Origin of the sequence: Pseudonocardia oroxyli, from assembly GCF_900102195.1 — a bacterium.
In the GTDB taxonomy this organism is placed as follows: domain Bacteria; phylum Actinomycetota; class Actinomycetes; order Mycobacteriales; family Pseudonocardiaceae; genus Pseudonocardia; species Pseudonocardia oroxyli.
In genome coordinates this window covers 63,423-89,332 of record NZ_FNBE01000005.1, presented here as the reverse complement: position 1 = coordinate 89,332, position 25,910 = coordinate 63,423, and the positions used below count along the sequence as shown (strand labels likewise).

Sequence of the window (25,910 nt, the reverse complement as noted above, 5' to 3'; positions counted from 1 at the left end):
TCGTGTCATCCCGCCGGCGCGGTGTCCGATTCGGGTGGTTTCGCGGCGTGCAGGACCCGGGACAGGAAGGCGCGGGTGCGCTCCTGCCGCGGGTCGCCGATCACCTGCTCCGGCGGCCCCATCTCGTGGATGACGCCCGCGTCGATGAACAGCACCCGGTCCGCCACCTCGCGGGCGAACTGGATCTCGTGGGTGACCACGAGCATGGTCATCCCCTCGGCCGCCAGCGTCCGCATGACGTCGAGGACGTCCCCGACGAGCTCGGGGTCCAGCGCCGAGGTGGGCTCGTCGAACAGCATGACGTCCGGCTGCATGGACAGCGACCGGGCGATGGCCACGCGCTGTTGCTGCCCGCCGGAGAGCTGCGCGGGATGGGCGTCCTCACGCCCGGCGAGCCCGACCTTCGCCAGGTTCTCCCGCGCGATCTCCTCGGCCGCGGCGCGGTCCCGGCCGAGCACCCGGCGCTGGGCGATGGTCAGGTTCTCCAGCACGGTGAGGTGGGAGAAGAGGTTGAAGCCCTGGAAGACCATGCCGATGGAGCGCCGGGCGCGGTCGAGGTCGCAGTCCGGGTCGGTCATCTCGTGCCCGTCGACGACGACCGTGCCCGCGGACGGCGTCTCGAGCAGGTTGACGCAGCGCAGCAGGGTGGACTTCCCGGAGCCGGAGGCGCCGATGATGCAGAGCACCTCGCCCCGCTGCACCTCGAGGTCGATCCCCTTGAGCACCTCGGTGGACCCGAAGGACTTGTGCAGGCCCTCGATCCGGACGGCGACACTCGGCGCCGACGGCTCGCTCGCGCGCTCGCTCACGCGTCCACCTTCTTGTCCGCGCTCCCGTACTTCCGCTCCAGCCGTCGGGCCAGGTAGGACAGCGGGATGGTGATCACCAGGTAGCAGAGCCCGACGACGAGCAGCGGGGTCAGGCTGCGCACCTGGTTCAACGCGGCCCGGCCGAACTGGGACAGCTCCTGCTGGGCGAGGGTGGTGCCCAGCAGGAACGCCAGCGACGAGTCCTTGGTCAGCAGGATCAGCTCGTTGGTCAGCGGCGGCAGCACCGTGCGGAAGGCCTGCGGCAACACGATGAAGACCATCGTGCGGGTCGGGGACATGCCGAGTGAGCGGGCGGCCTCGACCTGCCCCGGCGGCACCGCCTGGATGCCGGCGCGGATGGTCTCGGCGATGTACGCGCCGCCGACGATCCCCAGCGCCAGCGTGATGGACAGGGTGTGGTCGAGCAGCGTGCCGAAGGCCAGCGGGATCCCGACGCCGATGGACAGCACCACGAGCAGCGCGGGGAGCCCGCGGAACACCTCGACGTAGAGGAACGCCACCGCCCGGTACACCCGCACCGACGACAGCCGCATCAGCGCCACGAGCAGCCCGATCCCGAGCGCCAGCAGGAAGCCGAGCGCGGTGAACACGACCGTGTTCTTGAGCGCCACCACGATGACGTCCGGGAACAGCGAGGCCGCGACCTCGACGTCGAAGAACGCCCGGCCGATGGCGCCCCAGTCGGCCGTGAAGGCGACCACGGCCACCACGACCAGCGCGATCGCGTACTGGATCCCGCGGCTCACGCGGGCGCGCTGCCGGGGGGTCAGGGCCACGGTCAGCTACCGGTGGCGGGGGCCTGGCCGAACCACGTCGTGTAGATCCGGTTGTAGGTGCCGTCCGACTTCGCCGCGGCGAGGGCCTCGTTCACCGCCTGGGTGAGCGCGGTGTTGCCCTTGCGGACGCCGAAGCCGTACTGCTCGCCGGTGTCGAACTCCTTCGTCACCGTCAGCCCGGGGTTCTTCTTGGCGAAGTCGAGCAGCGGGCCGTTGTCGTTGATGGCCGCGTCGACGTTGCCGGTCTGGACGGCGGTCAGCAGCAGCCCCAGGTCCTCGAACGTGACGATCTCGGCGCCCGCGGCGTTCGCGGCGGCGTAGTCCGCGCCGGTCGTGCTGTTCTGCACGCCGAGCCGCTTGCCCGCGAGCTGGCCGAGGTCGGTGATCCCCGCGTCCGCCTTCACCAGCAGCGCCTGCGTGGCGTCGAAGTAGGGGTCGGAGAAGTCGATGTTCTGCTTGCGGGCGTCGGTGATCGTCATCGCGGCGGCGCCGATGTCGCACTTGCCGGTGTCGAGGTCCGCGCCCGACTGGATGGTGTCGAACGGCGTGTCGATGATCTGCGTGGTCACACCCAGCTTGGCCGACACCAGGTTCACCATGTCGACGTCGAACCCGACGATGTCGTTGCCCTGCCGGAACTCGAACGGGTCGTACGGCAGCTGGGTGCACATCGTCAGCGAGCCCTCCTGGACCAGCTGCACGCCGCCGGGCGCCTCCGCCGCTCCGCCCCCGCCGCAGCCGGCGAGCACGGCGGCCATCGCCGCGGCGGTGAGGGGCAACAGGAACGAGCGGGCACGCACGGGGGAACCTCCAGGAGCGATGTTGCAGGGATGCTGGCACCCTTCGGCCCTCGGGGCAGCCCGAGAGGCCAAGCCGTTACTCAGCGGTCACAAGTGGGAACCCGGACATACCGCACCCACGTTGGGTGAGCAGAGACAGGGAAGGGGACGCGCCATGGCAGGCATGTTCAGAAAGCTGGCCGTGTTGGCGGGGGCCGCGGAGGCGGCGCGCCGGTACGCGCAGAAGAACCCGGACAAGGCGAGCAGGTACCTCGACCAGGCCGCCGAGTTCGTCGACAAGCAGACCAAGGGCAAGTACCACGGCCAGATCGCGGGCGTGGCGGACAAGGCCAAGGGCGCGGCGGGCATCAAGCGCAACCCGGGGCCCGGCGAGCCGCCGACCGCGCGCTACTGAGGCGCTACTGACGCGGTACTGAGGCGGTACTAACTCCGAGGATCGGACGCCGAACGATCATGCGCGCGGGACACACGGCCCTCGACGGGTTCGTGTGGTCCCGCGCGGTGCCCGTCGAGGCGTGTCGCGTGCCACTATCGGCGGCAGCGAGGACGTCCGGCGAGGGGCGGGCCGCAGACCCCGTGGACCGCCGCCGGCGTCGTCCGGCACGCCACCCCTGTGCCGGCGTGAGCACGAGGAGGTACGCGTGTCCGATCCGCAGAGCTGGGTGCCGACCGACCCCGGGTCGGCCCCCACCCGCGAACACGTCCTGTCCGGGCTGCACGGTCTGGACGAGGGCGGTCCCGAGCTGGTGCAGCTGCTGACCCCCGAGGGTCTGCGCGTGGACGACGAGCGGTTCGGCGGCCGGGTCGCCGACGTGGGCGTCGAGGAGCTGAAGGGCTACTACCGGGACATGGTCCTGGTCCGCCGCTTCGACCGCGAGGGGAACGCGCTGCAGCGCCAGGGCGAGCTCGGCATCTGGGTGCCGCTGCTCGGCCAGGAGGCCGCCCAGATCGGCGCGGGCCGCGCCCTGACCAGCCGGGACATGGTGTTCCCGAGCTACCGCGAACACGGCGTGGCCTGGTGTCGCGGCATCGACCCCACCGCGCTACTCGGAATCTTCCGCGGCACCGACCACGGCTCGTGGGACCCGCTGGAGGCGCGGTTCCACCTGTACACGATCGTCATCGGCAACCAGTGCCTCAACGCCACCGGCTACGCCATGGGGCAGAAGTTCGAGGGCCGGGTCGGCGGCGACTCCGAGACCGACGAGGCCACGATGTGCTTCTTCGGCGACGGCGCCACCTCCCAGGGGGACGTGCACGAGGGTTTCGTCTGGGCCGCGGCCTTCGACGCCCCCGTCGTCTTCTACTGCCAGAACAACCAGTGGGCGATCTCCGTGCCGCTGGAGAAGCAGACCCGCGTCCCGCTGTTCCAGCGCGCCCGCGGCTACGGCTTCCCCGGCGTCCGCGTCGACGGCAACGACGTCCTGGCCTGCCTCGCCGTCTCCCGCTGGGCGCTCGAGGAGTGCCGCACGGGCAACGGGCCGGTGCTGGTCGAGGCGTTCACCTACCGCATGGATGCCCACACGACCTCCGACGACCCCTCCCGCTACCGGCTCGCCGACGAGCTCGAGCTGTGGAAGCTGAAGGACCCGATCGAACGGGTCCGGGTGCACCTGGTCCGCGAGCTCGGGGTCGGGAGTGAGTTCTTCGACTCGGTGCAGGAGGAGTCGGACGCGCTGGCCGCGCGCTTCCGCGCCTTCTGCCTGGCCATGCCGGACCCGGGCCCGGAGCGGATGTTCTCCGAGGTCTACGCGGACCGCTCGGCGCGGCTGGAGGCCCAGCAGGCCGACTACCTCGCCTACCACGCCTCCTTCGGCGGTGAGCGATGACGACGATGACGCTGGCCAAGGCGCTGAACTCGGGGCTGCGCGCGGCGATGGAGCAGGACCCGCGGGTGCTGGTCATGGGCGAGGACGTCGGCAAGCTCGGCGGGGTCTTCCGGGTGACCGACGGGCTGGCCAAGGACTTCGGCGAGCAGCGCGTCCTGGACACCCCGCTGTCCGAGAGCGGGATCATCGGCACCGCCGTGGGCCTGGCGATCCGCGGGTTCCGGCCGGTCTGTGAGATCCAGTTCGACGGCTTCGTCTTCCCCGGGTACGACCAGATCGTCTCCCAGCTGGCCAAGCTGCGGTTCCGGTCGCAGGGCAAGGTCCCGGTGCCGGTGGTCGTGCGGATCCCGTTCGGCGGCGGGATCGGGGCGGTGGAGCACCACAGCGAGTCCCCGGAGTCGCTGTTCGCGCACGTCGCGGGCCTGAAGGTGGTGGCCTGCTCCAACCCGGACGACGCCCACTGGATGATCCGCCAGGCCATCGCCTCCGACGATCCGGTGATCTTCTTCGAGCCGAAGCGGCGGTACTGGGAGAAGGGCGAGGTGTCCGAGTCGGCGCCCGCCGGGCTGTACTCGTCCCGGGTGGTGCGGGCGGGCACGGACGTGACCGTGGCCTGCTACGGACCGCTGGTGAAGACCTGCCTGGAGGCGGCGTCGGCGGCGGAGTCCGAGGGCCGCTCGCTCGAGGTGATCGACCTGCGGTCGCTGTCGCCGCTGGACCTCGACCCGGTCGTCGCCTCCGTGCGGCGGACCGGACGGCTGGTCGTGGCGTCCGAGGCGCCGTCGGAGTCGTCGGTGACCTCCGAGGTCGCCGCGCGGGTGCAGGAGGAGTGCTTCCACACCCTCGAGGCCCCGGTCCTGCGGGTCACCGGGTTCGACACGCCCTATCCCCCGTCCCGGCTGGAGGAGGACTACCTGCCGGACCTCGACCGCGTGCTCGACGTCGTCGACCGCTCCCTGGAGTTCTGATGGTGGACGTGTTCCGCATGCCCGACGTCGGTGAGGGCCTGACCGAGGCCGAGATCGTCGCGTGGCAGGTCGCGCCCGGCGACACGGTGACGGTGAACCAGATCCTGCTGGAGATCGAGACCGCGAAGGCCGTGGTGGAGCTGCCGTCGCCGTACGCGGGGACGGTGCACGAGCTGCTCGCCTCGCCCGGGGACACGGTGAACGTCGGCGAGCCGATCATCGCGATCGAGACCGGCTCGGGGTCCGCGCCGCCCGCCCCCGCCGCCCCCGCGACCGGCGGGGCGAAGATCGGCGAGGCGGGCGCGGACGGGCGCATCGCGACGCTCGTCGGCTACGGCCCGCGGCCGGGCTCGGCGACCCGGCGGCCCCGCCCCGGCCGCCGCGGCGCCCCCGTGGCCGCCGCGGAGGAGGCGTCCGCGCAGGTGGGACTGTCCGCCGCCGCGGCCACCGCCCCGACCCTCGACCAGCCGGACCCGCGAGTCCCCCGCTCCGCGCCCGCGAGTCCCCCCGATCCGGCGCGCGAGTCGTCCCTGGTGCCGTTGGCCAAGCCGCCGGTCCGCAAGCTGGCCAAGGACCTCGGCGTGGACCTGCGGGAGCTGACCGGCTCCGGGCCGGGCGGGGTGATCACCCGCGAGGACGTGCTGGCCGCGGCCGCACCGAGCGTCGCCGAGTCCTCCACCGCGCCCTCCACCGTGCCCACCGCTCTGCCTGCGGATCCGCACGCCGGGTCCGCGGGCGGCGAGCGGCGCGAGCCGATCCGGGGCGTCCGGAAGGCGACCGCGGCGGCGATGGTGCAGTCCGCGTTCACCGCCCCGCACGTCACGGAGTTCCTGACCGTCGACGTCACCGAGACGATGGCGCTGCGGGAGCGGCTGCGCGGCAGCCGCGCGTTCGCGGACGTGAAGCTCACGCCGCTGGCCTTCGTCGCCAAGGCGGTGTGCCTGGCCGCGCGCCGCACCCCGGCGGTCAACGCGAGCTGGGACGAGGCCGCGGGCGAGATCGTCTACTACGACCGGGTGCAGCTCGGGATCGCCGCGGCGACCCCGCGCGGGCTGATGGTGCCCAAGATCCGGGATGCGGACCGGCTGGACCTGCACGGACTCGCCGTCGCGCTCGGCACGCTCACCGAGACCGCGCGGGCGGGGCGGACCACGCCCGCGGACCTGACCGGCGGCACGATCACGATCACCAACGTCGGGGTGTTCGGCGTGGACTCCGGCACGCCGATCCTCAATCCCGGCGAGGCCGCGATCCTCGCCGTCGGGTCGATCAAGCCGGCGCCCTGGGTGGTCGACGGCGAGCTGGCCGTCCGCACGGTGTGCCGGCTCGCGTTGTCCTTCGACCACCGCCTGGTCGACGGCGAGCAGGGCTCCCGCTTCCTCGCCGACGTCGGCGCGCTGCTGGAGGACCCCGCCACCGCGATGCTGTGGTGATCCGGGAGCAAAAGGGGCGTCCCGTCCGTTGGAGGGGTATGCCGTTCGTCCTGCTGTACCTCGTGGTCGAGATCGTCGCCGTGGTCGCGCTGGGCTCGTTGATCGGGTTCTGGCCGACGGTCCTGGTGCTGCTCGCGGGTTCCTTCCTCGGGCTGCTGCTGGCGCGCCGCGAGGGGGTGCGGGCCGCGCAGGCCATGGCGGAGGCCGCCCGCACCCGCCGGGTCGCCACGAACGAGGCGACCGACGGCATGCTGGTCGCCGTGGGCGGGCTGCTGCTCTTCGTCCCGGGTCTGGTCACGGACGTGTTGGGGCTGTTGTTGCTGCTGCCGCCCACCCGGGCGCTGGTGCGCAGGCGGCTGGTGCGCTCGGCCGAGGAGGCGAACCCGGGGCTGCGGACCGCGCGGATCCGCAGCGAGGGTGTGATCGTGGACGCCGAGGTGGTCGAGCCGGACACCGCCGCGGCGTCGGGCCCGCGGCGCGGCGGGGGTGCCCCGATGGTCATCGAGGGCACGGTCGTCGACGAGCGCTGACACGAGCGCTGAGCCGGGCGCCGAGCCGGTCCGGTAGTCGGCTCAGTCCTCGGCGCTGAACGCGACGGGCAGGAACTCGCCGTCCTGGTGTTGCAGGATCGCGGCCGTGCCGCCGGTCAACAGCAGGCCGGTGGCCACGGAGAGCAGGGCCCGGGCGGTCGCCCGGAACCCGGCGCGACGCCGGGGTTCCGGTCGCATCCGCAGCTCCTGGCGGGTGCGTCGGGTCAGGCGGTGTCGTCCCCCACGAGAACTCACGGTGTCCTCCTTTTCGTCCGTCAAGGACTACTCCGAACGAGTGTCGGGGGACACCGTGCGAATGCGCCACTCGGACGCAGCAATTCACCCTTTAGAACTCGGAATGCAGCGAGATCAGTCCGAGATCAACGTCCAGGTCGTGGTGCACCGGGCACTGACGCGCACGGGTTCGGGGTCCAGGCCGAGGTCGCTGACGTCCGGTGCGGCCTCCGCCATGCGGGCGCGCATCGCCATCATCGGGGCCCCGCCGCCGTGCTCCGCGGCCTCGCTCAGCCGCACCAGGGCGCCCAGCCGTCCGCCCACCGCGGCCGCGTAGCCCTCGGCGCGGCGCCGGGCGTCCTCGACGGCCTTCTGCTGGGCCTGGGCCCGCACCTTCTCGGGCTCGGCGAGCGACCAGCTCGGCCCGGAGAACGAGGCGGGCTCGCTGCCGAGCAGCAGCGACATCGTCTCCTCCAGCGCGGAGAGGTCTGTCACCCGCACCTGGATCGACTCCGTCGCCCGACACCCCGCCGGTTTCCCGGAGCGGTACTCGGTGTGCACCCAGACCCGCCGCGACAGGGTGGTGACCCCGTCGAGGCCCAGCGCCTTCTCGGCCTCGGCGACCCGCGCGCCGAGCGCCTCCACGGCGGCGGCACGCTTGCGCCCGCGCGCCTCGAACGTGACGTCCAGGTCCGCGCGGTCGGCCGTCTGCTCGACCCAGCCGTTGCCTTCGGTGACGATCTCACTCACGGCGTCGAGCTTTCCAGAAATCGTCGTATCGCGGTGTATCGGTGACCCAGTAGAGAGCAGTAGGCGGCCCGATCGTGACGTCTCACGGTTTCTCGCACCGTCTCGGCCACGGGCTAGACGCCCGCAGACGCCGCGATGCGACGACACGCCGTAGCGCCGGATAGCGAAATCTACGGCGAGCACGAGACTCGCCGATACCGTCTGATGCATGGACCCGGTGCGCAATCCGTTCGCTCCCGGCGCAGGTCAGCGGCCACCCGAGCTGGCGGGCCGGGACCGCGAGATCGACGCGTTCGAGATCGTGCTCGAGCGGGTCGCCCGCGGCAGGCCGGAGCGCAGCCTCGTGCTGACCGGTCTGCGCGGGGTGGGCAAGACCGTGATGCTCGGCGAGCTGCGGTCGATGGCGGTCCGTGCGGGCTGGGGCTCCGGGAAGATCGAGGCCCGCCCCGACGCCGACCTCCGCCGCCCCCTCTCCGCCGCACTGCACCGCGCGATCCGGGACCTCGCCGTCCAGCACCCCCGCCAGGAGCGCGTGGACGAGGTGCTCGGCGTGCTCAAGGCCTTCGCGCTGCGGGCGGCGCCGGACGGGGCGCGGCTGCGGGAGCGCTGGCAACCCGGCATCGACGTGCCCGTCCGGAACGGGCGGGCCGACTCCGGAGACATCGAGATCGACCTCGTCGAGCTGTTCACCGAGGTCGCCGAGCTGGCGAGCGAGGTCGCGACGGGCATCGCGATCCTCATCGACGAGATGCAGGACCTGCGCCCGGACGACGTCTCCGCCCTCTGCGCCGCCTGTCACGAGCTGTCGCAGTCCCGGATGCCGCTGGTCGTGGTGGGGGCCGGGCTGCCGCACCTGCCCGCGGTGCTCTCGGCGTCCAAGTCCTACTCCGAACGGCTGTTCAAGTACTCGCGGATCGACAAGCTGGACCGCAAGGACGCGGACTTCGCGCTGATCGCGCCCGCCGAGCGGGAGGACGCGGGCTTCGCCGAGGACGCCCTGGAATCCCTCTACGAGCGCTCCGGCGGCTACCCGTACTTCGTCCAGGCCTACGGGAAGGCCGCGTGGGACGCGGCGCCCACGAACCCGATCCGCGCCGAGGACGTCGCGCTGGCGGCGCCCGAGGCCGAGGCGGAGCTCGCGGTCGGGTTCTTCGGCTCGCGCTACGAACGGGCCACGCCCGCCGAGCGCGAGTACCTGCGCGCGATGGCGGAGGTCGCCGAGGGCGCGGACGATCCCGTCGTGACCTCCGCGCTGGCCCAGCACCTCGGGCGCAAGCCGTCCTCGCTGTCCCCGGCGCGGGACAGCCTGCTCAAGAAGGGCCTGGTCTACTCCGCACAGCGAGGGCAGATCGCGTTCACGGTTCCGCACTTCGGGAGGTACCTGCTCGCGTCCACCTGAGGGGTGCGACTGGGCCGAACGAGTGAACCGCGGGAAACGACGAACGGTGCGTAACGCGGGGTGGGGTCCAGGCGAATTCTGCAGTAGCCCCGCGGCGCTGTCGGACCCCCGACCTGGCAGCTCCGCGGGGTCTTCTCGTTCCCTGTGCGGTGACCACGAGCGTTCGCCGGGTGATCGCGGGCGCGCGAGGACCGGTGAAGGTTCGTCGTCACCGCACATGACACCGCCGGGTGTCCCCGATCGCACTGCCCGTAGCATCGTCCGGGTGCCGGACCCGAAGTTCGAGATCCAGATGCTGCACGACCGCGTCATGATCAAGATCTCCGAGGACGGCGGCGAGCGGCGCAGCTCGGCGGGGATCGTCATCCCGGCCACGGCCCAGGTCGCCAAGCGGCTGGTGTGGGGGGACGTCTTCGGCACCGGCCAGCACGTGCGCAGCGTGAAGGTCGGTGACCGGGTGCTGTTCGCCCCGGACGACCAGTACGAGATCGAGGTGCAGGGCACGGCGTACCTCGTGATGCGCGAGCGGGACCTGCACGCGGTCGCCACGGCGGGGACCGAGCACGGGACCGGCCTGTACCTGTAGTCGTCTCAGTTCTGTCGGCGTCTCTGGGGGGACGGCGGACACCGGTGGGGAAGGAACACGGCTTCATGCCCGAGCGGCAGCACTCGCCCGGCGAGGTGGACGCGGATCACGCGGGAACGGACGCGGGTTCGGGGGCCACCACGGCGACCGGCGCCGGCGAGGTCTCGTCCCGGCGCACGGACAGCCCACGGGGGGACGCGCTCTTCTCGCCCGCGCGGTCCGCACCGCCCGAGCAGGTCACGGCACCCACCCGGGCCGAGGGGCGGGCCACCGCGGCGGTCCCCGCCTCCGGCGCGCCGAAGAAGCCCTCCCCCGCGCCCCGCACAGACGGGGCCGACAGCACCGACACCGTTGACACCACCGCCACCGAGTCACTCGGTGCGGGGGTCGCGAAGGCGGGCGCCGCCCCGGCCGCGGGCGGGCCTGCGCAGGGCGCCGCGACCCCGCCCCAGGGCGTCTCGTCGGCGACCGCGGGCCACACCGCCCCGACCGACGCTCCGGGAGCGCCCGACGGTGCCACCGACGGCGCCGCGGCGACCGCCGCGCCGGCGCAGGCCGGCGGGACGTCCGGCCACGGTGCCGGCGACGCGGCCGGGTCCGCCGCGGCGACCGTCGCCACCCGGTCCGTCGCCCCGACGAACGGGACGCCGGCGCACGGCACGCCCGCGCACGGCACGCCCGCGCACGGCACCCCTGCGCCCACCACTCCCCCCGCGGGGACCTCCGCGCCCGCCGCCGCAGCGGCGTCCACGGCAGCGGCGTCCACGGCGGCGGCGTCCACGGCGGCCGCCGCCGAGGCGACCCCGGGCGCGTCCGGTGACGCCCCGACGGACGCCCCCGCCGACACGGGAGCGACCCCGGCCGCGCCGACCGGCCCGACCGGCACCCCCGCCCAGGGCACCCCGGTGTTCGACGAGGAGGACCGGTCCACCGCGGTCCACGCGGCGGTCGCCCCGGCCACCTCCCCCGGTACCTCCGGCGAGGACACCCAGATCATCCCGCGCGCCTCCGGCCCCGCGGCCGAGCAGCCCACCCGGCCGACCGGCCCCGCCGACCCCCCGACGGAGCAGATCCCCGTGACCCGTGGCGGCGTCCCGCCGGTGCCCCCGCAGCAGCGCCCCGCCCCGACCGGCGAGGGGGACGCCCCCGGCGGCGGGCGGAAGAAGCCGCTGCTGATCGTCGCGGGCGTCGTCGCGCTGCTCGCGGTCCTCTACGTGGCGGACCTCGTGCTGTCCACCGGCAACGTCCCGCGCGGCGTGACCGTGGCCGGGATGCAGCTCGGCGGCCTGTCCAAGGCCGAGGCGAGCGAGCGTCTGCGTACGGCGATCGAGCCCCGGGCCACCCAGCCCGTGCAGGTCACCGCCGGTGAGGTGGAGAGCCGCATCGACCCCGTGGCCGCGGGCCTTCAGGTCGACTACCAGGCCACCATCGAGCAGGCGGGCGAGCAGCCGCTGAACCCGATCACCCGGATCACCTCGTTCTTCACCCAGCGCGAGGTCGGCGTGGTCAACAAGGCGGACGAGCGCTCCGTGCTGACCGCGTTGGAGCAGGTCAAGCCGGTGGTCGACAAGGCCCCCGTCGAGGGCACGGTGCGTTTCGAGGGCACCACGCCGATCGCCGTCGCGCCGGTGCCCGGCCAGGAGCTGGACCTGCAGGCGGCCGTCGGGGTGCTGGAGAGCGAGTGGGCGTCCGGCGCGCCGGTCGCGCTGCCGCTGATCCCCCAGGCGACGATCACCACCGACGAGGACGTGCAGCAGGCGCTGCAGTCGGTCGCCACGCCCGCGGTGTCCGCGCCGGTCACGATCCAGGGCGAGGGCGCGACCGCGACCCTGCGGCCCGCGGACATCGCCTCGGCGCTGAGCTTCCGCGCGGACGCCGCGGCGGACCCGAAGCTCGTCCCGGAGATCAACAACGAGGCGCTCAAGGAGGTCGCCACCCCGCAGCTGGCCTCCTCCGAGACCCCGGGCCGGGACGCCGCGCTGGACTTCTCCACCGGCGCCCCCGTCGTCGTGCCGTCGCAGGACGGGCGCGGCGTCGACTACGACAAGACCTTCGAGGGCCTCGTCGGCGCGCTGACGGCGCAGGGGCCGCGCACGCTCACGGCCGTCTATGCCGACCAGCCCGCCAAGCTGACCACCGAGCAGCTGGGCGCGCTCGGCATCACCGGCGAGATCAGCTCGTTCACCACGGGCGGGTTCGCCGCGGACTCCGGGCGCAACATCCGCCGGGCCGCCGAGCAGATCAACGGCACCATCGTGCAGCCGGGTGAGACGTTCAGCCTCAACAAGCTGACCAACCCGCGCAACGCGGCCAACGGCTACGTCGAGGCCGGGATCATCGAGAACGGGCACTCGGCGCGCGGCATCGGCGGCGGCGTCTCGCAGGTCGCGACCACGCTGTACAACGCCGCGTACTTCGCGGGCATGGTCGACGTGGAGCACAAGGAGCACAGCTTCTACATCAGCCGCTACCCGGCGGCCCGCGAGGCGACCGTGTTCGACGACATCATCGACCTCAAGTTCCGCAACGACGGGCCGACGGGCGTGTTCATCCAGACGATCTGGACGCCGCAGAACCTCACCGTGAAGATGTTCGGCACCAAGCGCTACGAGGTCACCTCGGCGACCGGGCCGCGCACCAACCCGACCGAGCCGCAGACGCTCACCCTGCCCGCCGGGCCCGGCTGCGTGCCCGGCCGCGGCTCGCAGGGCTTCACCACCACGGACACCCGCACGATGCGGAACCTGGAGACCGGCGAGGTCACCAGCAAGACCCGCACCGTGAAGTACAACCCGGTACCGACGGTGGTCTGCCAGTAGCCAGCCGTAGCGTGATCCCGGTCACGGTGCCTACTCTCGTCGGAGACAACGGAGTCGACGACGGGGAGACGGTTGATGCGGATCGCGGACGTGCTTCGGGGCAAGGGGCATGCGGTGGCGACGGTCGAGCCGGAGGTCACCGTGGCCGTCCTGCTGGCCAGGCTGGCCGAGGGCAACTACGGCGCGCTGCCGGTGGTGCGCGGCGGGGCGCTGATCGGCATGGTCTCCGAACGGGACGTGGTGCGGAGGCTGCACGAGCGGGGCGCCGAGCTGCTCGAGGCGCCGGTCGCGGAGATCATGACCACGAGCCTGGCCACGTGCTCGCCCGAGGACAGCGCCGCGGACCTGGCGAAGGTCATGACGACCCGCCGGGTCCGCCACCTGCCGGTCCTGGTGAACGGCGAGCTCGCCGGGATCGTCAGCATCGGTGACCTGGTCAAGGCCCGCATCGACACCCTGGAGTCCGAGCGGCAGCAGCTGGAGAGCTACATCGCCCAGTAGGGCCCCTGCGCGGTGAGTGGTGCCAGAGCACCACTCACCGCGCACGACCGCGGGGCAGGAAGAACGCGACGACCACGGCCACCAGGGAGGCCGAGGCGGCGATCACCAGGACCAGGACGAACGCGGCGTGACTCGGGTGGGTGTGCCCCGCCACCGTCGTCGTCATGCCGGCGAGGACCATGCCCGCCGTGGCGCTGGCGAGGGACGTCCCGACGGCCTTGGTGAGGTTGTTGACGCTGTTCGCGGCGGCGGTCTGCCCGAGCGGGACCGCCCCCATGATCAGCGCGGGCATGGCGCCGTAGGCGATGCCGACGCCGGCGGCGGCGACCGAGACCGCGACGACCACCTGCCACAGCTCGCCGTGCCAGAACACCGCGAACGCGTAGCCGACCGCGGTGACGAGCGCCCCCGTCATCAGCGAGGTCCGCGGTCCGGCCCGCTCGGTGATCCGCGCGGACACCGAGGACATGAGCATCATCGCGATCCCGCCGGGCGCCTGCAGCAGCCCCGCGACCAGCACCGACTGCCCGAAGCCGTAGCCGGTCTCGGCCGAGAGCTGCAGGAGCTGGGGGAAGACCAGCGAGCTGGTGAGGATGCCGAACCCGAACAACGGGGACGTCAGGTTGGTCAGCAGGACCTGGCGGCGTCGGGAGACCCGCAGGTCCACCAGCGGCTGCGCCACGCGGAGCTCCCAGACGGCCCACAGCACGAGCAAGGCCGCCGCGCCGCCGAACAGGCCGAGTGTCATGGGCCTGCCCCAGGTGCTGCCCTTGGACAGCGCGAGGAGCAACGCGAGCAGGCTCAGCGACAACCCGACGGCACCGACCAGGTCGAACCGGCCGCCCGGGGCGGGCGACTCCGGCACGAACCGCAGGACCAGCACGATCACGAGCGCGGCGGTCACCGCGGAGACGACGAACATCGCGTGCCAGGACGCGTGCCCGACGAGCAGCGCCCCGAGCGGGAGCCCGAACGCGCCGCCGACGCCGAGCGAGGCGCTCATTTTGGCGGTGGCCCGGGGCAGCGACCGCACGGGCAGGTGGTCGCGCATCGCGCTGATCCCGAGCGGGATGATCCCGATGCCCATCCCCTGGAAGGCCCGGCCGACGAGCAGCCCCGAGAGGCCCGTGGTCAGCGTGGCGACGCCCGATCCCACGATCACGAACGCCAGGCAGATCAGCATCATCCGGCGCTTGCCGTACATGTCGGCGAGCCTGCCGACCGTCGGGGTGGCGACCGCGGCGCTCAGCAGGGTCGCGGTGACGGCCCAGGAGGCGTCCGCCGCGCTCACCCCGAGCAGCGTCGGGAGCTGCGGGACCAGCGGGACCACCATGGTCTGCTGCATCGAGGCCATGATCCCGGCCAGCGACAGCACGGCGACCAGGGCGCGGGGCCGCCCGCGCCCGGCGAGGTCCGGAGGTGTCGCCGTCGCCATGGGGAGCGGGGCGGTGAGCGACACGGATCCTCCTTGCTGAACACAACAATTGTTGATGGCAACTATAAAGGGTCGATCCGGTCGAGCCACCCGGGTGTGACGAACCAGCCTCGGAACGCACGAACGGGCGCCCCCGGAGTCCGGGGCGCCCGTCGTGGTCCGTCCGGTCCGCGCGCTAGAAGGCGGCCTCGTCGAGCTCCATGAGGGCGTTGTCGGCGGCGGCGACGATCGCCTTGTCGGCGGAGAGCCGGGGCAGGACCTCGCGGGCGAAGAAGCGGGCCACGCCCACCTTGCCCTCGTAGAAGGCCTTGTCCTTGGCGCTCACCTCGCCTGCCAGCGCGGTCTGCGCCACGTCCGCCCCGCGCAGCAGCAGCCACCCGACGAGCAGGTCGCCGACCGCCATGAGGAACCGCACGCTGTGCTGGCCGACCTTGTACAGCTCGGTCACCTCCTGCTGGGAGGCGAACAGGTAGCCGGTCAGCGTGCCGAGCATGGCCTGGACGTCCGCGAGCGCGGTCGCGAGGTGCGCGCGCTCCTCCTTGAGCCTGCCGTTGCCGGTCTCGTTCTCGAGGAACCGACCGATCTCGCCGGCGACGGCCATCAGCGCGGCGCCGTTGTTCCGCACGATCTTGCGGAAGAGGAAGTCCAGCGACTGGATCGCCGTGGTGCCCTCGTACAGCGAGTCGATCTTCGCGTCCCGGATGTACTGCTCGATCGGGTAGTCCTGCAGGAAGCCCGAGCCGCCGAGCGTCTGCAGCGACTGGATGAGCTGCTCCGAGGCCCGCTCCGACCCGACACCCTTGACGATCGGGAGCAGCAGGTCGTTGATCGCCTCGTCCTTCGGATCCGCGCTCTCCCGGATCCGGTCCTGCACGGTGCCGGTGTAGAGGTACAGCGAGCGCAGACCCTCGGCGTAGGCCTTCTGCAGCATCAGCGAACGCCGGACGTCCGGGTGGTGGGTGATGGTGACGCGCGGCGCGGTCTTGTCCGTCTGCCGGGTCAGGTCCGCACCCTGCACGCGTTCCTTGGCGTACTCCAGCGCGTTGAGGTAGCCGGTGGACAGCGTGGCGATGGCCTTGGTGCCGACCATCATCCGGGCGTACTCGATGACCTGGAACATCTGGGCGATGCCGTCGTGCACGTCGCCGAGCAGCCAGCCCTTGGCGGGCACGCCGTGCGCACCGAAGGTGAGCTCGGTGGTCGTGGAGACCTTGAGGCCCATCTTGTGCTCGACGTTGGTCACGAAGGCGCCGTTGCGCTCCCCGAGCGCGCCGGTCTCGGAGTCGAAGTGGAACTTCGGCACGAGGAAGAGCGAGAGGCCCTTGGTGCCGGGCCTGGGGTCGACGCCGGGAGCCTCGGGACGGGCCAGGACCAGGTGCATGATGTTCTCGGTCATGTCCTGGTCGCCGGAGGTGATGAAGCGCTTCACGCCGTCGAGGTGCCAGGAGCCGTCCTCCTGGAGCACGGCCTTCGTGCGGCCCGCACCCACGTCCGACCCCGCGTCGGGCTCGGTGAGCACCATGGTGGCGCCCCAGCCCTTGTCGATCATGATCTCGGCCCAGCGCTTCTGCTCGTCCGTGCCGTTGGCGTGCACGATCGAGGCGAAGTTGGGGCCCGCCATGTACATGTACAGCGCGGGGTTGGCGCCGAGGATCAGCTCGGACGCGGCCCACTGCACCGACGGGGGCACGCCGAAGCCGCCGAGCGCCTCGGGCAGCGACAGGCGGTACCACTCGCCGTCCCACAGCGCCTTGTAGGAGTCCTTGAAGGACTGCGGCAGGGTGGCCGAGAAGGTCTTCGGGTCGTAGACGGGCGGGTTGCGGTCCGCGTCGGCGAAGGACTCCGCCAGCGGGCCGGTGGCCAGCGCGTTCAGCTCGGTCAGGATGTCCTTGGCGGTGTCTCGGTCCACGCCGGTGGCGTCCTGGACGGAGAACAGCTCGAACAGGTTGAACTCGAGGTCGCGGACGTTGCTCTTGTAGTGGCCCATGGCGGTTCTCCATCCCTACTCGCCGGTACGGCCAGCATATTACTCGTCGGTAACTTCGGCAACCGCCTCACACCTTCGGGTCGAGGTGTTGTGCACGGAGCGTGTGTGGCGGGAGGGTTGCGGGGGTCGGAAGTGACTCGTGTGAATCCGCACGGGTGATCCGGACGAGGTGGGGGCCACCATGGGACGACTCGGCGTGACGCGGCGGGGGTTCGTCGTGGGCGGACTCGCCACGGGCGCCCTCCTCGCGGCGCCCGGAGCAGCCCTCGCCGTGCCGGGGGCGGACGCGGGCCGGGAGGCCGCCACCCGCGCGGGCCGCCCGGCCGCCGCGGCGTCCTCCGCGACGTCCGCCGAGGGCGGTCCGGACATCGTGGACTGCGGGGGGTGGGGGGCCCGGCCCAACAGCGCCGTCGTGCCGGTCTGGAACCAGAAGCCCGTCAAGATCCTCGTGCACCACACCGCCGGGCCCAACGGTGCCGACACGAGCCGCGGCGCCGCCGACGCGATGGCGCGCGGCATCCAGAACTTCCACATGGACGCCCGCGGCTGGCTGGACTCCGGCCAGCACTTCACCATCAGCCGCGGCGGGTTCGTGCTCGAGGGCAGGCACCGGTCCCTGGAGGTGCTGCGCGGCGGGCGGCAGCAGGTCGAGGGCGCGCACTGCACCGGACAGAACGTCGTGGCCGTCGGGATCGAGAACGAGGGCACCTACATCGACCAGGACCCGCCCGGCGCGCTGTGGGACTCCCTGCGCGCGACCTGCGCCTACATCTGCGCGCAGTACGGGATCGCGCCCACCGAGCTCTACGGCCACCGGGACTTCAAGAACACGATCTGCCCCGGCGACCGGCTCTACGGCATGCTCCCGCGGCTGCGCGACGAGGTCGCGGGGGTGCTGCGGCAGCGGATCGAGGGCGGGCCGACGAAGGCGAGCTGGCCGCTGCTGCGCCAGGGGGACAGCGGCGAGCACGTGCTCGCCGCGCAGTACCTGCTCGAGGACGCCGGCTACCGCGTCTCCCCCACCGGCCGGTTCAGCACCGCCACCGCCGCCGCGCTCACGGAGTTCCAGCGGGCCACCGGCGCCGAGGACCCCAACGGGATCCTGGGCGGCGAGTCCTGGCCGGTCCTCGCCCGCACCGTGCAGCGCGGCGACGGCTCCCCGGCCGCCCGCGCCGTCGAGACGCTCGCGGCGGGTCGGGGCGCGGAGGCCGTGCCGGACACGGTGGACGCGGCGGCCTGGCAGCGGCTGCTGGGCACCGGCGGGCCCGCGGCGAACACGTCCGTGGATCCGGTGGGCCCGGCTCGGTAGCCGCCGTCACCCTTTCGGTGCGAAAGGCGTTGTGCGGGTGTGCGCGGGGGGTGTCCGAGGGCGGACGCTCAGTAGCCTCGTCCGGCGCGGTCGGGGGGCCGCGGAGGGGGGATCCACCATGGACGGCCTGCCTGCTGCGCAGCCGCTGCTCGTCGGGCTCGCCGCGGATCCGTCGGCGCCGCTCGTCGCGGACGTCGTGGGCCCCGCGGGGACCGGGAAGACCGCCACCCTGCGGGCGATCGCGACACTGTGGACGGATGCGGGCACGGACCCGGACGGCCCCTTCCCCCTCCTCGTCGACGACGCCCACCTGCTGCCCGACGCCGCCGTCGACCGACTGCGCGAGCGCGCGGCCGAACCGGGCGCCCGGATGGTCGTGGCGCGCCGCCCGTGGCCGCGAGACGCCGCCCGGGCCGCACTCGGTGCCGCCCTGACCGCCACGCGCCCGCCGGTGCTGCTCGGCCCGCTCGACCCGGCCGCCGTCACCGCCCGGCTGACCGCGCTGCTCGGCGCCCGGCCCGCGCCCGCGCTGGCCGAGCACGTGCACACCCGCACCGCGGGCGTCCCGTCGCTGGTGGACCGGATGACCCGCGAGCTGGCGGCGAAGGTCGGGCCCGCGCTGACCGGGCCCACCGCGCCGCGGGTGCCCGCCCCGGTCGGCCTGCTCGACCAGATCGCCCACCACCTCTGGGCGCTCGACGCCCGCGTGGCCGAGCTCGTGGTGGCCGCCGCGCTCGGCGCCCCGCTCGACGCCGAGGTGCTGGTCCCCCTGCTGGGCCTGTTCGACGCCGGGGGCGCGGGCGTCGACGAGGTCGACGAGCTGGTCGCGCAGGCCCGGTCGGCGAGCGTCCTGACGCCCGCGGGCGGGCCGCCGCCGCTGGTCACCGCCGCGGTGCTGCGGCACGTCCCCGAGGCCCGCAGGCTGGAGATCCGCCGCGCGCTGGCCGAGATCGAGCTGGACCGCGGCGGGTCGGTGCTGACCGTCGCGCGCGGGCTGCTCGACACCGGCGCCACCGGGGGGCGGGTCGCCGAGGTCTTCGCCGCGGCCGCGGACGAGGAGGCGCGGGCGGGCGCCGACGCGGGCCCGTTCCTCGCCGCCGCCGTCGCCGCCGGAGCCCCGCCGCTGACCCTCGCGGCCCGCCGCGCCGAGGCCTCGCTGCGCACCGGCGCACTCGACGCCGCCCTGCACCACGCCGACGAGGTGCTCACCGCCGCCGACCGCGTGGAGCTCGACGACGCCGTCCGGGCAGGGTCCGTCGCCGCCGCCGTGTTGGCGCACCGCGGCCTGCTCGCCCGCAGCGCGGACCTGTACCGCTGGCTCGCCGATCTCGGGTCCGGGGGCCCGGTGGCGGTCCCGGCGCTGGTCGGCACGGGGGCGATCGCCGAGGCGCGCCGCCAGGACCGCGTGGCACCCGAGCCGGAGCCGCCCCGGGACTCCCCGCGCGCCGTCGCCGACGCGATCGTGCGGACCCTCGCCGCCCGCCCGCCGACGCTGCTCGCCGGGGCCGAGGAGCTGGTCGCGGAGGGCGTCCTCGACTCGGTGTCGGGCAACCCGACCCGCGCGGTGTCCCGGCTGACCCGGGCCGCCGCGCTGCTGGAGTCCGCCCCGCGCGCCGCGCTGCTGCCGGACACCCCGGCGGCGCTCGCGGCGCTCGTCGCGGTGCAGACCGGGGAGGTCGGGGTGGCGCGGTCGGTCCTGGAACGGGCCGTGGCGGTCGAGCTCGGCGGGCCCGCCGCGACGACCCGCCACCGGCTGCTGCTCGGCTGGATCGCCCTGCACCGCGGTGCGTTCGGCACGGCCCGCGCGCACCTGGCCGAGACCGCCCAGGGGCCCGCGCTGGAGCCGCGCGACGAGCTGCTCGCCGCGGCGCTCGACGTCGCGTTGGCCCGCCGCGAGGGCGACCTCGCCGCGCTGGTGCCCGCCTGGGCCAGGGCGCGGGAGGCGATCGTCCGGCACCCGGTGGACCTGTACGTGCTGCAGCCGCTCGGTGAGCTCGCCATCGCGGCCACCCGGCTGCGCGAGCCCGCCTGGGTCCGCCCGCACCTCGACGAGGCCGCGGACCTGCTGGCCCGGCTGGGGTCACCCGCGCTGTGGTCGGCGCCCCTGCACTGGGCGCTGCTGCACGCCGCGATCCTGGCCGAGGACCGCGACGCCGCCGTGACCCACGCCGACGCCCTGCGCGGCGCCGCGCACGGCAGCCGCTTCGCCGAGGCCATGGCGACCGCGGCCCCGCACTGGGTGGCGCTGACGGACGGGCGGGTCGATCCGGAGGGCGTGGAGGAGGCGGCGCGGGGGCTGCACACCGTCGGGCTGTCCTGGGACGGCAGCAAGCTGGCCGGGCAGGCTGCCATCCGCACCGGCGACCGCCGTGCCATGCAGGCCCTGCTGACCTGCGCCCGTCAGCTGCACGGCGGCACCCCGAAACCCACCCCGACACCCACCGCGGAACCCGAGCCGGAGGAGACCGGCGACCTCTCCGAGCGGGAGCGGGAGGTGGCCGCGCTGGTCCTGGAGGGCCTGACCTACAAGCAGATCGGCGAGCGGCTCTTCATCAGCGCGAAGACCGTCGAGCACCACGTGGCGCGCATGCGCCAACGCCTGGGCGCGAGCAGCCGCACCGAGCTCTTCACCCACCTCCGCCGCCACCTCACCCCGTGAGTGGCGATAGTCGCTCTAGCGACCATTACCACTCACGGGTTAGGAGAGGCGCGCGACCAGGCCCTCGGCGGAGCGGACGACGACCCGCGCGGCGTCCGCCGTGGCGCGGCTCGCCAGCGGGCTCTCGGCCCGCCGCTGCCAGCGGACGACGGCGGCCAGCGCGGCGGCGCGGAGCTCGGCGGCCGGGCTGTCCGGGTCCAGGTCCAGGCGCACCGCGGCGCCGCCGCCCTCCCCGCCGAGCAGGCGCTCCGCGTCCGCGAGCGCGTCCGGGGGGAAGACGACCGTGCCCGCGCGCAGGGCGGAGAGCATCCGCAGCTCGGTGAACTCGTGCGCGCCGGACAGGATCCGTTCGCGTTCGGCGACCAGCGGCGCCGACCCGGGCCGCGGCGCCGCCAAGACGCGGTCGAGCGCCAGCAGCGCGGAGCGGGACTTGAGCAGCTCGCGGCGCTCGGCGAACTGCGTGGCGAGGACGGTGCGGAGCTCGTCGAGCCCGCTGTGGCGCACCAGCTCCCGGGACAGGGCCGACGGGTCGGACGTGCCCCGGCGGATCAGCTCGGTGCCCAACCGCACCCCGAACAGCCCGAACCGGTCCACCAGCCCCGCGCGCACCGCGGGCTCCGGGGCCCCGTCCACGGCACGGGTGGAGAACCGGTCGGCGGAGAGCAGTAGCCGGTCCAGGTCCGCCTGCGGCAGCCCGGCCAGCGCGACGAGCGCGGTGAACTCGTCCTGGCGCATCGTCCGCCCGGACTGGGCGAGCAGACCCGCCACCGGCACCACGGTCTGGCACAGCCCGCGCAGGGTGGGGTCCGCGCGGTAGCGGCGCGCGATCCGCCCCGCCGAGGACAACGCGTCGAGCCGCCCGACGCCGATCTCGTCCGCCCGCGACAGCACCGCGATCGTGGTGACCGGCGTGGCCCGCGCGACGTCGGTGTCCCGGAAGGACTCCAGGAACCGCACGTCGGAACCGTGCAGGTGGCGCATCAGGTACACGACGGCGTCGGCGGGCGACGGGGCGTCCGACGGCGTCAGGAAGGCCCCGGCGCGGGCCGCGGTGTCCGCCGTCAGCGAGGCGATGCCCGGCGTGTCGATCAACGTGGTGCCGCGCAGGTACCCGGAGGGCCAGTCCACCACCAGCCGGTCGACGTCCGCGGCGGGCATCCCGAGGTCCAGCTGCAGCGCTCCCTGCTTGCGGGCCAGGGTCAGCGGCCGCACGGCGCCCGCGCGGGAGAACAGCCGCACCCGCGGCGCCGGCGCGTCCTGGTACCAGGTGACGACCCGGGTGCACTCGCCCGCGTCCGTCGGCGCGATCTCCTCGCCGACCAGCGCGTTGAGCAGCGTGGACTTGCCCGCCTTGACCTTCCCGGCGAACGCGACGCGCAGCGGCTCGTCGAACCGGGCGAGATGGTCCTGCAGCAGGGCGACGGCCTGCGGGTCGTCGCCGTACACGGTGCAGGCGCGCCGCAGCAGCTCCCGCACCGCGACCCCCAGCGTGCTCATCGCCCTCCCTCGCTGCGCGAGCTCGGCGCCATCGGTCCGCTCGCCCGCTCGCTCACAGCGCCTCCGCCTTCTTCGCGAGCGACTGCACCCGACCCAGCTCGGCCTCCAGGTCCGCGATCCGCTTGGTCCGCTGCGAGGACTCGGTCGCGACCGCGCTCTGCGCCGCGGCCACCGACGTGGCGAGCGAGCGGGACAGCTCCTCCGCGAGCACCGTGAAGTGGTCGCGGAGCTGGCGCTGGGCGCGGCGCAGGGTGTCCCGGGAGTCCTTGCCGACCTGGAACACCACCTCGTCGATGTGCCGACGCACGGCGGTCTTGGCCTCGGCGCGGCGGCGGTCGCGGACCCGGCGGTACTCGTCCCGGACGGTCTTGCCGCCGAACAGCAGACCCGCCGCGAGCGACACCGGGTTGAGCAGCGCCATCCCGACGAAGGTCGTCGCCAGGCCGATCATCAGCACGCCGCCGTACCCGCCGCGCATGCCGATGAACAGCCGCTGGCCCACCCCGAACCGCTCGCCCTCGGGCTTCTCCAGCGGGTCGACGGACCCGGCGAGCCTGCTGCCGTCGATGGTGATGTCGGGGACGGCCGCGTCGGCGGCCTCGCTGAAGTGGTCGGCCACCTGTTCGGCCAGCCACCGGGCGCGCTGCGCGGTCCACACGTAGTTCGCCGAGGTCGCCTGGCTGACCTGCTGGTGCAGCCACTCCGCGAACTGGTCCCAGATCGTGTTGGGGTCCGCGGCGTCGTCGAGCAGCTGTTCGGCCTCGCGGGTGACCGCGCGCAGCCGGTCCCGCAGGTCGTACTCGATGTCGGAGATGAGGTCGGCGACGCCGTCGTTGAGCGTGATCTGCCAGCGCGCCGAGCGCTGCCGCAGCTCGTCCGCCCGCTCCTTCGCCGAGGTCAGCTCGGCGACCAGCGCCTCGGCGCCCGCGGGGTCCCGCAGCGCGGCCAGCTCCGCGGTGAACCCCGCGGCGAGCTGCTCGGCCACGGCCCGGACGTCCTGGCTGGTCGAGCGCCGGTCCAGGTCCTCGGCCCGGGCCACGACCTTGCGCAGCAGGAACCCGACGAGCGGGGCGAACCCGGACTCGGCCAGCAGCTCCGCGTCGTTCTGGGCGGCGCCGGCGAGCCGCAGGTCCGACGACACGGGGAACAGCTCCGCCTCGACCCCCGCCCGCCGCAGGTGCTCGCGGTCGAGGTCGGCGATCCGCCGCCAGTGCGGGTAGAGGTCGGTCTTGGTCACCACCGCGCCGACGGTCGGGCACAGCTCCATCGCGGCGCGCAGGAAGTCCAGCTCGGGGGCGGTGTACTCCTGCGCGGCGTCGGACACGAGCAGCACGGCGTCGGCCAGGGGCAGGGCCGCCATGGTCGCGGCGCCGTGGGCGGAACCGAGGCCGCCGACGCCGGGGGTGTCGACGAGCACGAGGCCGCCCGCCAGCAGCTTGCGCGGAAGGGTGACCTCGGCGCGCAGCGGGTTCTCGAGCCCCTCGACGACGTGCTCGCCCAGCTGCTCGACCGCGATCGGCGTGCGCTCGTGCTCGCCCACCAGCACCGCGCTCGGCGCCTCCCCGAACCGCACCTCGGTGGGCACGGCGGTGGCGATGTCGTCGTCCACCGGGCACACCGACGCATTGACCAGGGCGTTGACCAACTTGGACTTGCCCTGCTTGAACTCGCCGACGACCAGCACCCGCACGCCCGGATCGGCGAGCCGGGCCTTCGCGGCCTCCAGCCTGGCCCCCAGGTCCGGGCGCCCGTAGGCCGTGGTCGCGGTCAGCGCGAGGTCGACCAGCTCCGTCGTCGCCGGTGACGCCATGTGTTCCCCGTTCCCCCGCCTGCCCCCTCGGCCCCATCCTGGCCTGCGCGCGCGGCGACGGCCCCACCACCCCCCGTGAGGGGGGCGGCGGGGCCGTCGGTGGGCCGAGGGGGGATCAGCCCACGACCGAGGTGACGTCGTTGTGGCTGTCGACGTCGGCGTGGTTGTTCGAATCCGACGTCGTCGTGCTGTGGTCGTCGAGGTCGTAGGAGGTGTGGGAGCTCGTCGAGTCGTTGTAGGACCCGTCGATCGACGTGCTGTCCGTGCTCGAGACGGTCGTGTCGTTGAACGAGCCGTCCGTCGTCGAGGCGCCCGCGGCCGCCCCGGTCACGGAGAACGCGCCGCCCTCGTCGACCGACACGTCGGAGACCGACGCGTGGGTGGCGTCACCGTCGCCGAAGGCGGTGGTGTTGCCGTCGCCCTTGACGTTGCCGTCGCCGAAGACGTTGTCGTCCCCGGTGACGACCTGCGAGTCGCTGATGTCGCCGCCCGCGGCCACCGAGCCGTCGCCCGAGGCGACCACGGTGTGGTTGTCGATCGTCTGGTTGACGTCCCCGCCCGCGTGGATGACCTGGCGGACCGAGTTGTCGACGATGGTGTCGCGGTCGTCGATCCAGTTGTTGGTGACGATGGTCTGCAGGTACTTCACCGCGGACTCGTGGTCGTGGTGGTCCGGCACGGGCGGCGGCGGGGTGTGGTGGTGGTGCTGCTCGTGGTGCTGCGGCGCGGCGGGCCGGTGCTGGTCGGCGACCAGGGCGGCGGCGTCGTGGACCTGCTCGGGGCTCACGGCGGTGAGCCCGCAGGTGGCCAGGTAGCCCTGGGGGTCGGCCTGGAACTCGGCGGCGGCCTTCGGGTCCGACAGCAGGTTCAGCAGCAGCTGGATGAGGGTCGTGGGGGTGTCCATCGCAAGGATCTCCGGTTCAGGTGGGGAGCGGGGAGCTCAGACGTTGATCTCGAGGTCGGACGTGTTGTGGCTGCCGTCGTGGACCTCGTTGCCCACGTTGGTGTTGGTCTCCGAGTGGTCGTCCTGCGAGTAGGAGTACGAGGAGTCGACGTCCGTGTTGCCCGAGTCGGAGATCTCCGTGGTGGTGGTGTCGGTGACGGTGGTGGTGTTGCCGGAGTCCGTCACGTCGTAGTCGCCGGTGGCGGGGCCGGTCACGGAGAACGCGCCGCCGCCGGAGACGCTGACCCCGTGGACGTCCGCGGAGGTGGCGTCGCCGTCGCCGAAGGCGGTGGTGTTGTCGTCGCCGATCACGTTGCCGCTGCCGAACACGTTGCCGCTGCCGGTCACGACCTGGGAGTCCTCGATGTCGCCCTGCGCGGCGACCGCGCCGGCGCCGCTGGCGGCGGTGGTGGTCGTGGTGATGACCTGGTTCACGTCGTCGCCCGCGTCGATGACCTGCTGAACGGGCGAGCCGAGGACGGTATCGCCGTCCTGGACCTCGGTGTGGGTCACGTAGGTCTGGATGTACTCGACGGCGCTGTGGCCCTCGGGCGCGGCCTCGTGGTGGGCGAAGGCCGGGACCGGCCCGCCGACGATGGTGTTGCCGCCGGTGTTGTAGTCCGTGTCGCCGAACTCGACGGTCTGGTTGTCCTGCACGAGGACCAGCGCGTCGTGGACGTCCTCGGCGGTCAGGTCGCCCAGGTCGAGCGCCTGCAGCGTGGCGACCGGGTTGTCGGCGAAGTCCTGCTGGAGCGCGAGGTCCTCGGGCGAGTCGCCGAGCAGGGCCAGGAGGAAGTCGAGCAGCGTCATGGTGA

At 73.5% G+C, this 25,910-nt stretch carries 22 protein-coding genes; 11 read left to right on the top strand and 11 right to left on the bottom strand.

Annotated elements, in window-relative coordinates:
- Positions 1-5: 5 nt before the first annotated feature.
- The 3 genes from BLS43_RS09410 to BLS43_RS09400 are packed head-to-tail and all read right to left on the bottom strand — an operon-like array spanning position 6 to position 2,364.
- Positions 6-809, bottom strand: coding sequence for an amino acid ABC transporter ATP-binding protein (locus tag BLS43_RS09410; protein ID WP_176921247.1), 804 nt, complete (start codon positions 807-809; stop codon positions 6-8).
- Positions 806-1,606, bottom strand: a complete 801-nt coding sequence (locus BLS43_RS09405; RefSeq protein ID WP_093080410.1) for an amino acid ABC transporter permease — start codon at positions 1,604-1,606, stop codon at positions 806-808. Before BLS43_RS09405 ends, BLS43_RS09410 begins: the two co-directional genes overlap by 4 nt.
- Positions 1,607-1,608: 2 nt before the next feature.
- Positions 1,609-2,364 carry a transporter substrate-binding domain-containing protein gene (locus BLS43_RS09400; protein ID WP_093081248.1) on the bottom strand — a complete coding sequence of 252 codons (756 nt, stop codon included), beginning with the start codon at positions 2,362-2,364 and terminating at the stop codon, positions 1,609-1,611.
- 196 nt (positions 2,365-2,560) lie between these two features.
- Between BLS43_RS09400 and BLS43_RS09395 the strand changes: the two genes are divergently transcribed.
- The 5 genes from BLS43_RS09395 to BLS43_RS09375 all read left to right on the top strand — a co-directional run bounded on the left by BLS43_RS09395 (position 2,561) and on the right by BLS43_RS09375 (position 7,166).
- Positions 2,561-2,800, top strand: coding sequence for an antitoxin (locus BLS43_RS09395; RefSeq protein ID WP_425438531.1), 240 nt, complete (start codon positions 2,561-2,563; stop codon positions 2,798-2,800).
- 247 nt (positions 2,801-3,047) lie between these two features.
- Positions 3,048-4,235 (top strand): thiamine pyrophosphate-dependent dehydrogenase E1 component subunit alpha, encoded by a 1,188-nt coding sequence (locus BLS43_RS09390; RefSeq protein WP_093080405.1) that lies wholly within the window; start codon positions 3,048-3,050, stop codon positions 4,233-4,235.
- Positions 4,232-5,203 (top strand): alpha-ketoacid dehydrogenase subunit beta, encoded by a 972-nt coding sequence (locus BLS43_RS09385; protein WP_093080402.1) that lies wholly within the window; start codon positions 4,232-4,234, stop codon positions 5,201-5,203. Before BLS43_RS09390 ends, BLS43_RS09385 begins: the two co-directional genes overlap by 4 nt.
- On the top strand, positions 5,203-6,636 hold the full coding sequence (locus tag BLS43_RS09380; protein WP_093080398.1) for a dihydrolipoamide acetyltransferase family protein: 1,434 nt from the start codon (positions 5,203-5,205) through the stop codon (positions 6,634-6,636). Before BLS43_RS09385 ends, BLS43_RS09380 begins: the two co-directional genes overlap by 1 nt.
- A 38-nt stretch (positions 6,637-6,674) precedes the next feature.
- Positions 6,675-7,166: an FxsA family protein gene (locus BLS43_RS09375; RefSeq protein WP_093080394.1), complete on the top strand. Its 492-nt coding sequence runs from the start codon at positions 6,675-6,677 to the stop codon at positions 7,164-7,166.
- Between the two features lie 42 nt (positions 7,167-7,208).
- On the opposite strand, the gene BLS43_RS29330 is transcribed toward BLS43_RS09375, so the two are convergent.
- Together BLS43_RS29330 and BLS43_RS09370 are read right to left on the bottom strand one after the other, a co-directional pair.
- Positions 7,209-7,421 (bottom strand): hypothetical protein, encoded by a 213-nt coding sequence (locus tag BLS43_RS29330; protein ID WP_143029992.1) that lies wholly within the window; start codon positions 7,419-7,421, stop codon positions 7,209-7,211.
- A gap of 114 nt (positions 7,422-7,535) precedes the next feature.
- On the bottom strand, positions 7,536-8,150 hold the full coding sequence (locus tag BLS43_RS09370) for an SIMPL domain-containing protein (protein ID WP_176921246.1): 615 nt from the start codon (positions 8,148-8,150) through the stop codon (positions 7,536-7,538).
- A gap of 208 nt (positions 8,151-8,358) precedes the next feature.
- On the opposite strand from BLS43_RS09370, the gene BLS43_RS09365 reads away from it, so the two are divergent.
- From BLS43_RS09365 to BLS43_RS09350, 4 genes are all read left to right on the top strand, one after another.
- The gene (locus BLS43_RS09365; RefSeq protein ID WP_093080385.1) at positions 8,359-9,549 is read left to right on the top strand and encodes an ATP-binding protein; all 1,191 of its coding nucleotides are present in this window, start codon (positions 8,359-8,361) and stop codon (positions 9,547-9,549) included.
- A 265-nt stretch (positions 9,550-9,814) separates the two neighbouring features.
- Positions 9,815-10,135, top strand: coding sequence for a GroES family chaperonin (locus BLS43_RS09360; RefSeq protein ID WP_093080381.1), 321 nt, complete (start codon positions 9,815-9,817; stop codon positions 10,133-10,135).
- Positions 10,136-10,200: 65 nt separating this feature from the next.
- Positions 10,201-12,954, top strand: a complete 2,754-nt coding sequence (locus BLS43_RS09355; RefSeq protein ID WP_143029991.1) for a VanW family protein — start codon at positions 10,201-10,203, stop codon at positions 12,952-12,954.
- Positions 12,955-13,029: 75 nt separating this feature from the next.
- Positions 13,030-13,455: a CBS domain-containing protein gene (locus BLS43_RS09350; RefSeq protein WP_093080372.1), complete on the top strand. Its 426-nt coding sequence runs from the start codon at positions 13,030-13,032 to the stop codon at positions 13,453-13,455.
- A 34-nt stretch (positions 13,456-13,489) separates the two neighbouring features.
- Here the strand turns inward: BLS43_RS09350 and BLS43_RS09345 are convergent, their stop codons facing one another.
- Positions 13,490-14,914 carry an MFS transporter gene (locus tag BLS43_RS09345; RefSeq protein WP_245707398.1) on the bottom strand — a complete coding sequence of 475 codons (1,425 nt, stop codon included), beginning with the start codon at positions 14,912-14,914 and terminating at the stop codon, positions 13,490-13,492.
- A gap of 151 nt (positions 14,915-15,065) precedes the next feature.
- Positions 15,066-16,877, bottom strand: coding sequence for an acyl-CoA dehydrogenase (locus BLS43_RS09340; RefSeq protein ID WP_093080368.1), 1,812 nt, complete (start codon positions 16,875-16,877; stop codon positions 15,066-15,068).
- 196 nt (positions 16,878-17,073) lie between these two features.
- Here BLS43_RS09340 and BLS43_RS09335 point away from each other — a divergent pair, with 196 nt between their 5' ends.
- Both BLS43_RS09335 and BLS43_RS09330 read left to right on the top strand, forming a co-directional pair.
- Positions 17,074-18,186, top strand: a complete 1,113-nt coding sequence (locus tag BLS43_RS09335) for a peptidoglycan recognition protein family protein (RefSeq protein WP_093080365.1) — start codon at positions 17,074-17,076, stop codon at positions 18,184-18,186.
- A 118-nt stretch (positions 18,187-18,304) separates the two neighbouring features.
- On the top strand, positions 18,305-20,845 hold the full coding sequence (locus BLS43_RS09330) for a helix-turn-helix transcriptional regulator (RefSeq protein ID WP_093080361.1): 2,541 nt from the start codon (positions 18,305-18,307) through the stop codon (positions 20,843-20,845).
- 39 nt (positions 20,846-20,884) lie between these two features.
- On the opposite strand, the gene BLS43_RS09325 is transcribed toward BLS43_RS09330, so the two are convergent.
- The 4 genes from BLS43_RS09325 to BLS43_RS09310 all read right to left on the bottom strand — a co-directional run bounded on the left by BLS43_RS09325 (position 20,885) and on the right by BLS43_RS09310 (position 25,905).
- Positions 20,885-22,342, bottom strand: coding sequence for a dynamin family protein (locus BLS43_RS09325; protein WP_093080357.1), 1,458 nt, complete (start codon positions 22,340-22,342; stop codon positions 20,885-20,887).
- 52 nt (positions 22,343-22,394) lie between these two features.
- On the bottom strand, positions 22,395-24,152 hold the full coding sequence (locus BLS43_RS09320; RefSeq protein ID WP_093080352.1) for a dynamin family protein: 1,758 nt from the start codon (positions 24,150-24,152) through the stop codon (positions 22,395-22,397).
- 115 nt (positions 24,153-24,267) lie between these two features.
- Entirely contained in the window at positions 24,268-25,056 is a 789-nt protein-coding gene (locus tag BLS43_RS09315; protein WP_093080348.1) for an IniB N-terminal domain-containing protein, read from the bottom strand.
- A 36-nt stretch (positions 25,057-25,092) separates the two neighbouring features.
- The gene (locus tag BLS43_RS09310) at positions 25,093-25,905 is read right to left on the bottom strand and encodes a hypothetical protein (protein ID WP_143029989.1); all 813 of its coding nucleotides are present in this window, start codon (positions 25,903-25,905) and stop codon (positions 25,093-25,095) included.
- Positions 25,906-25,910: the final 5 nt, after the last annotated feature.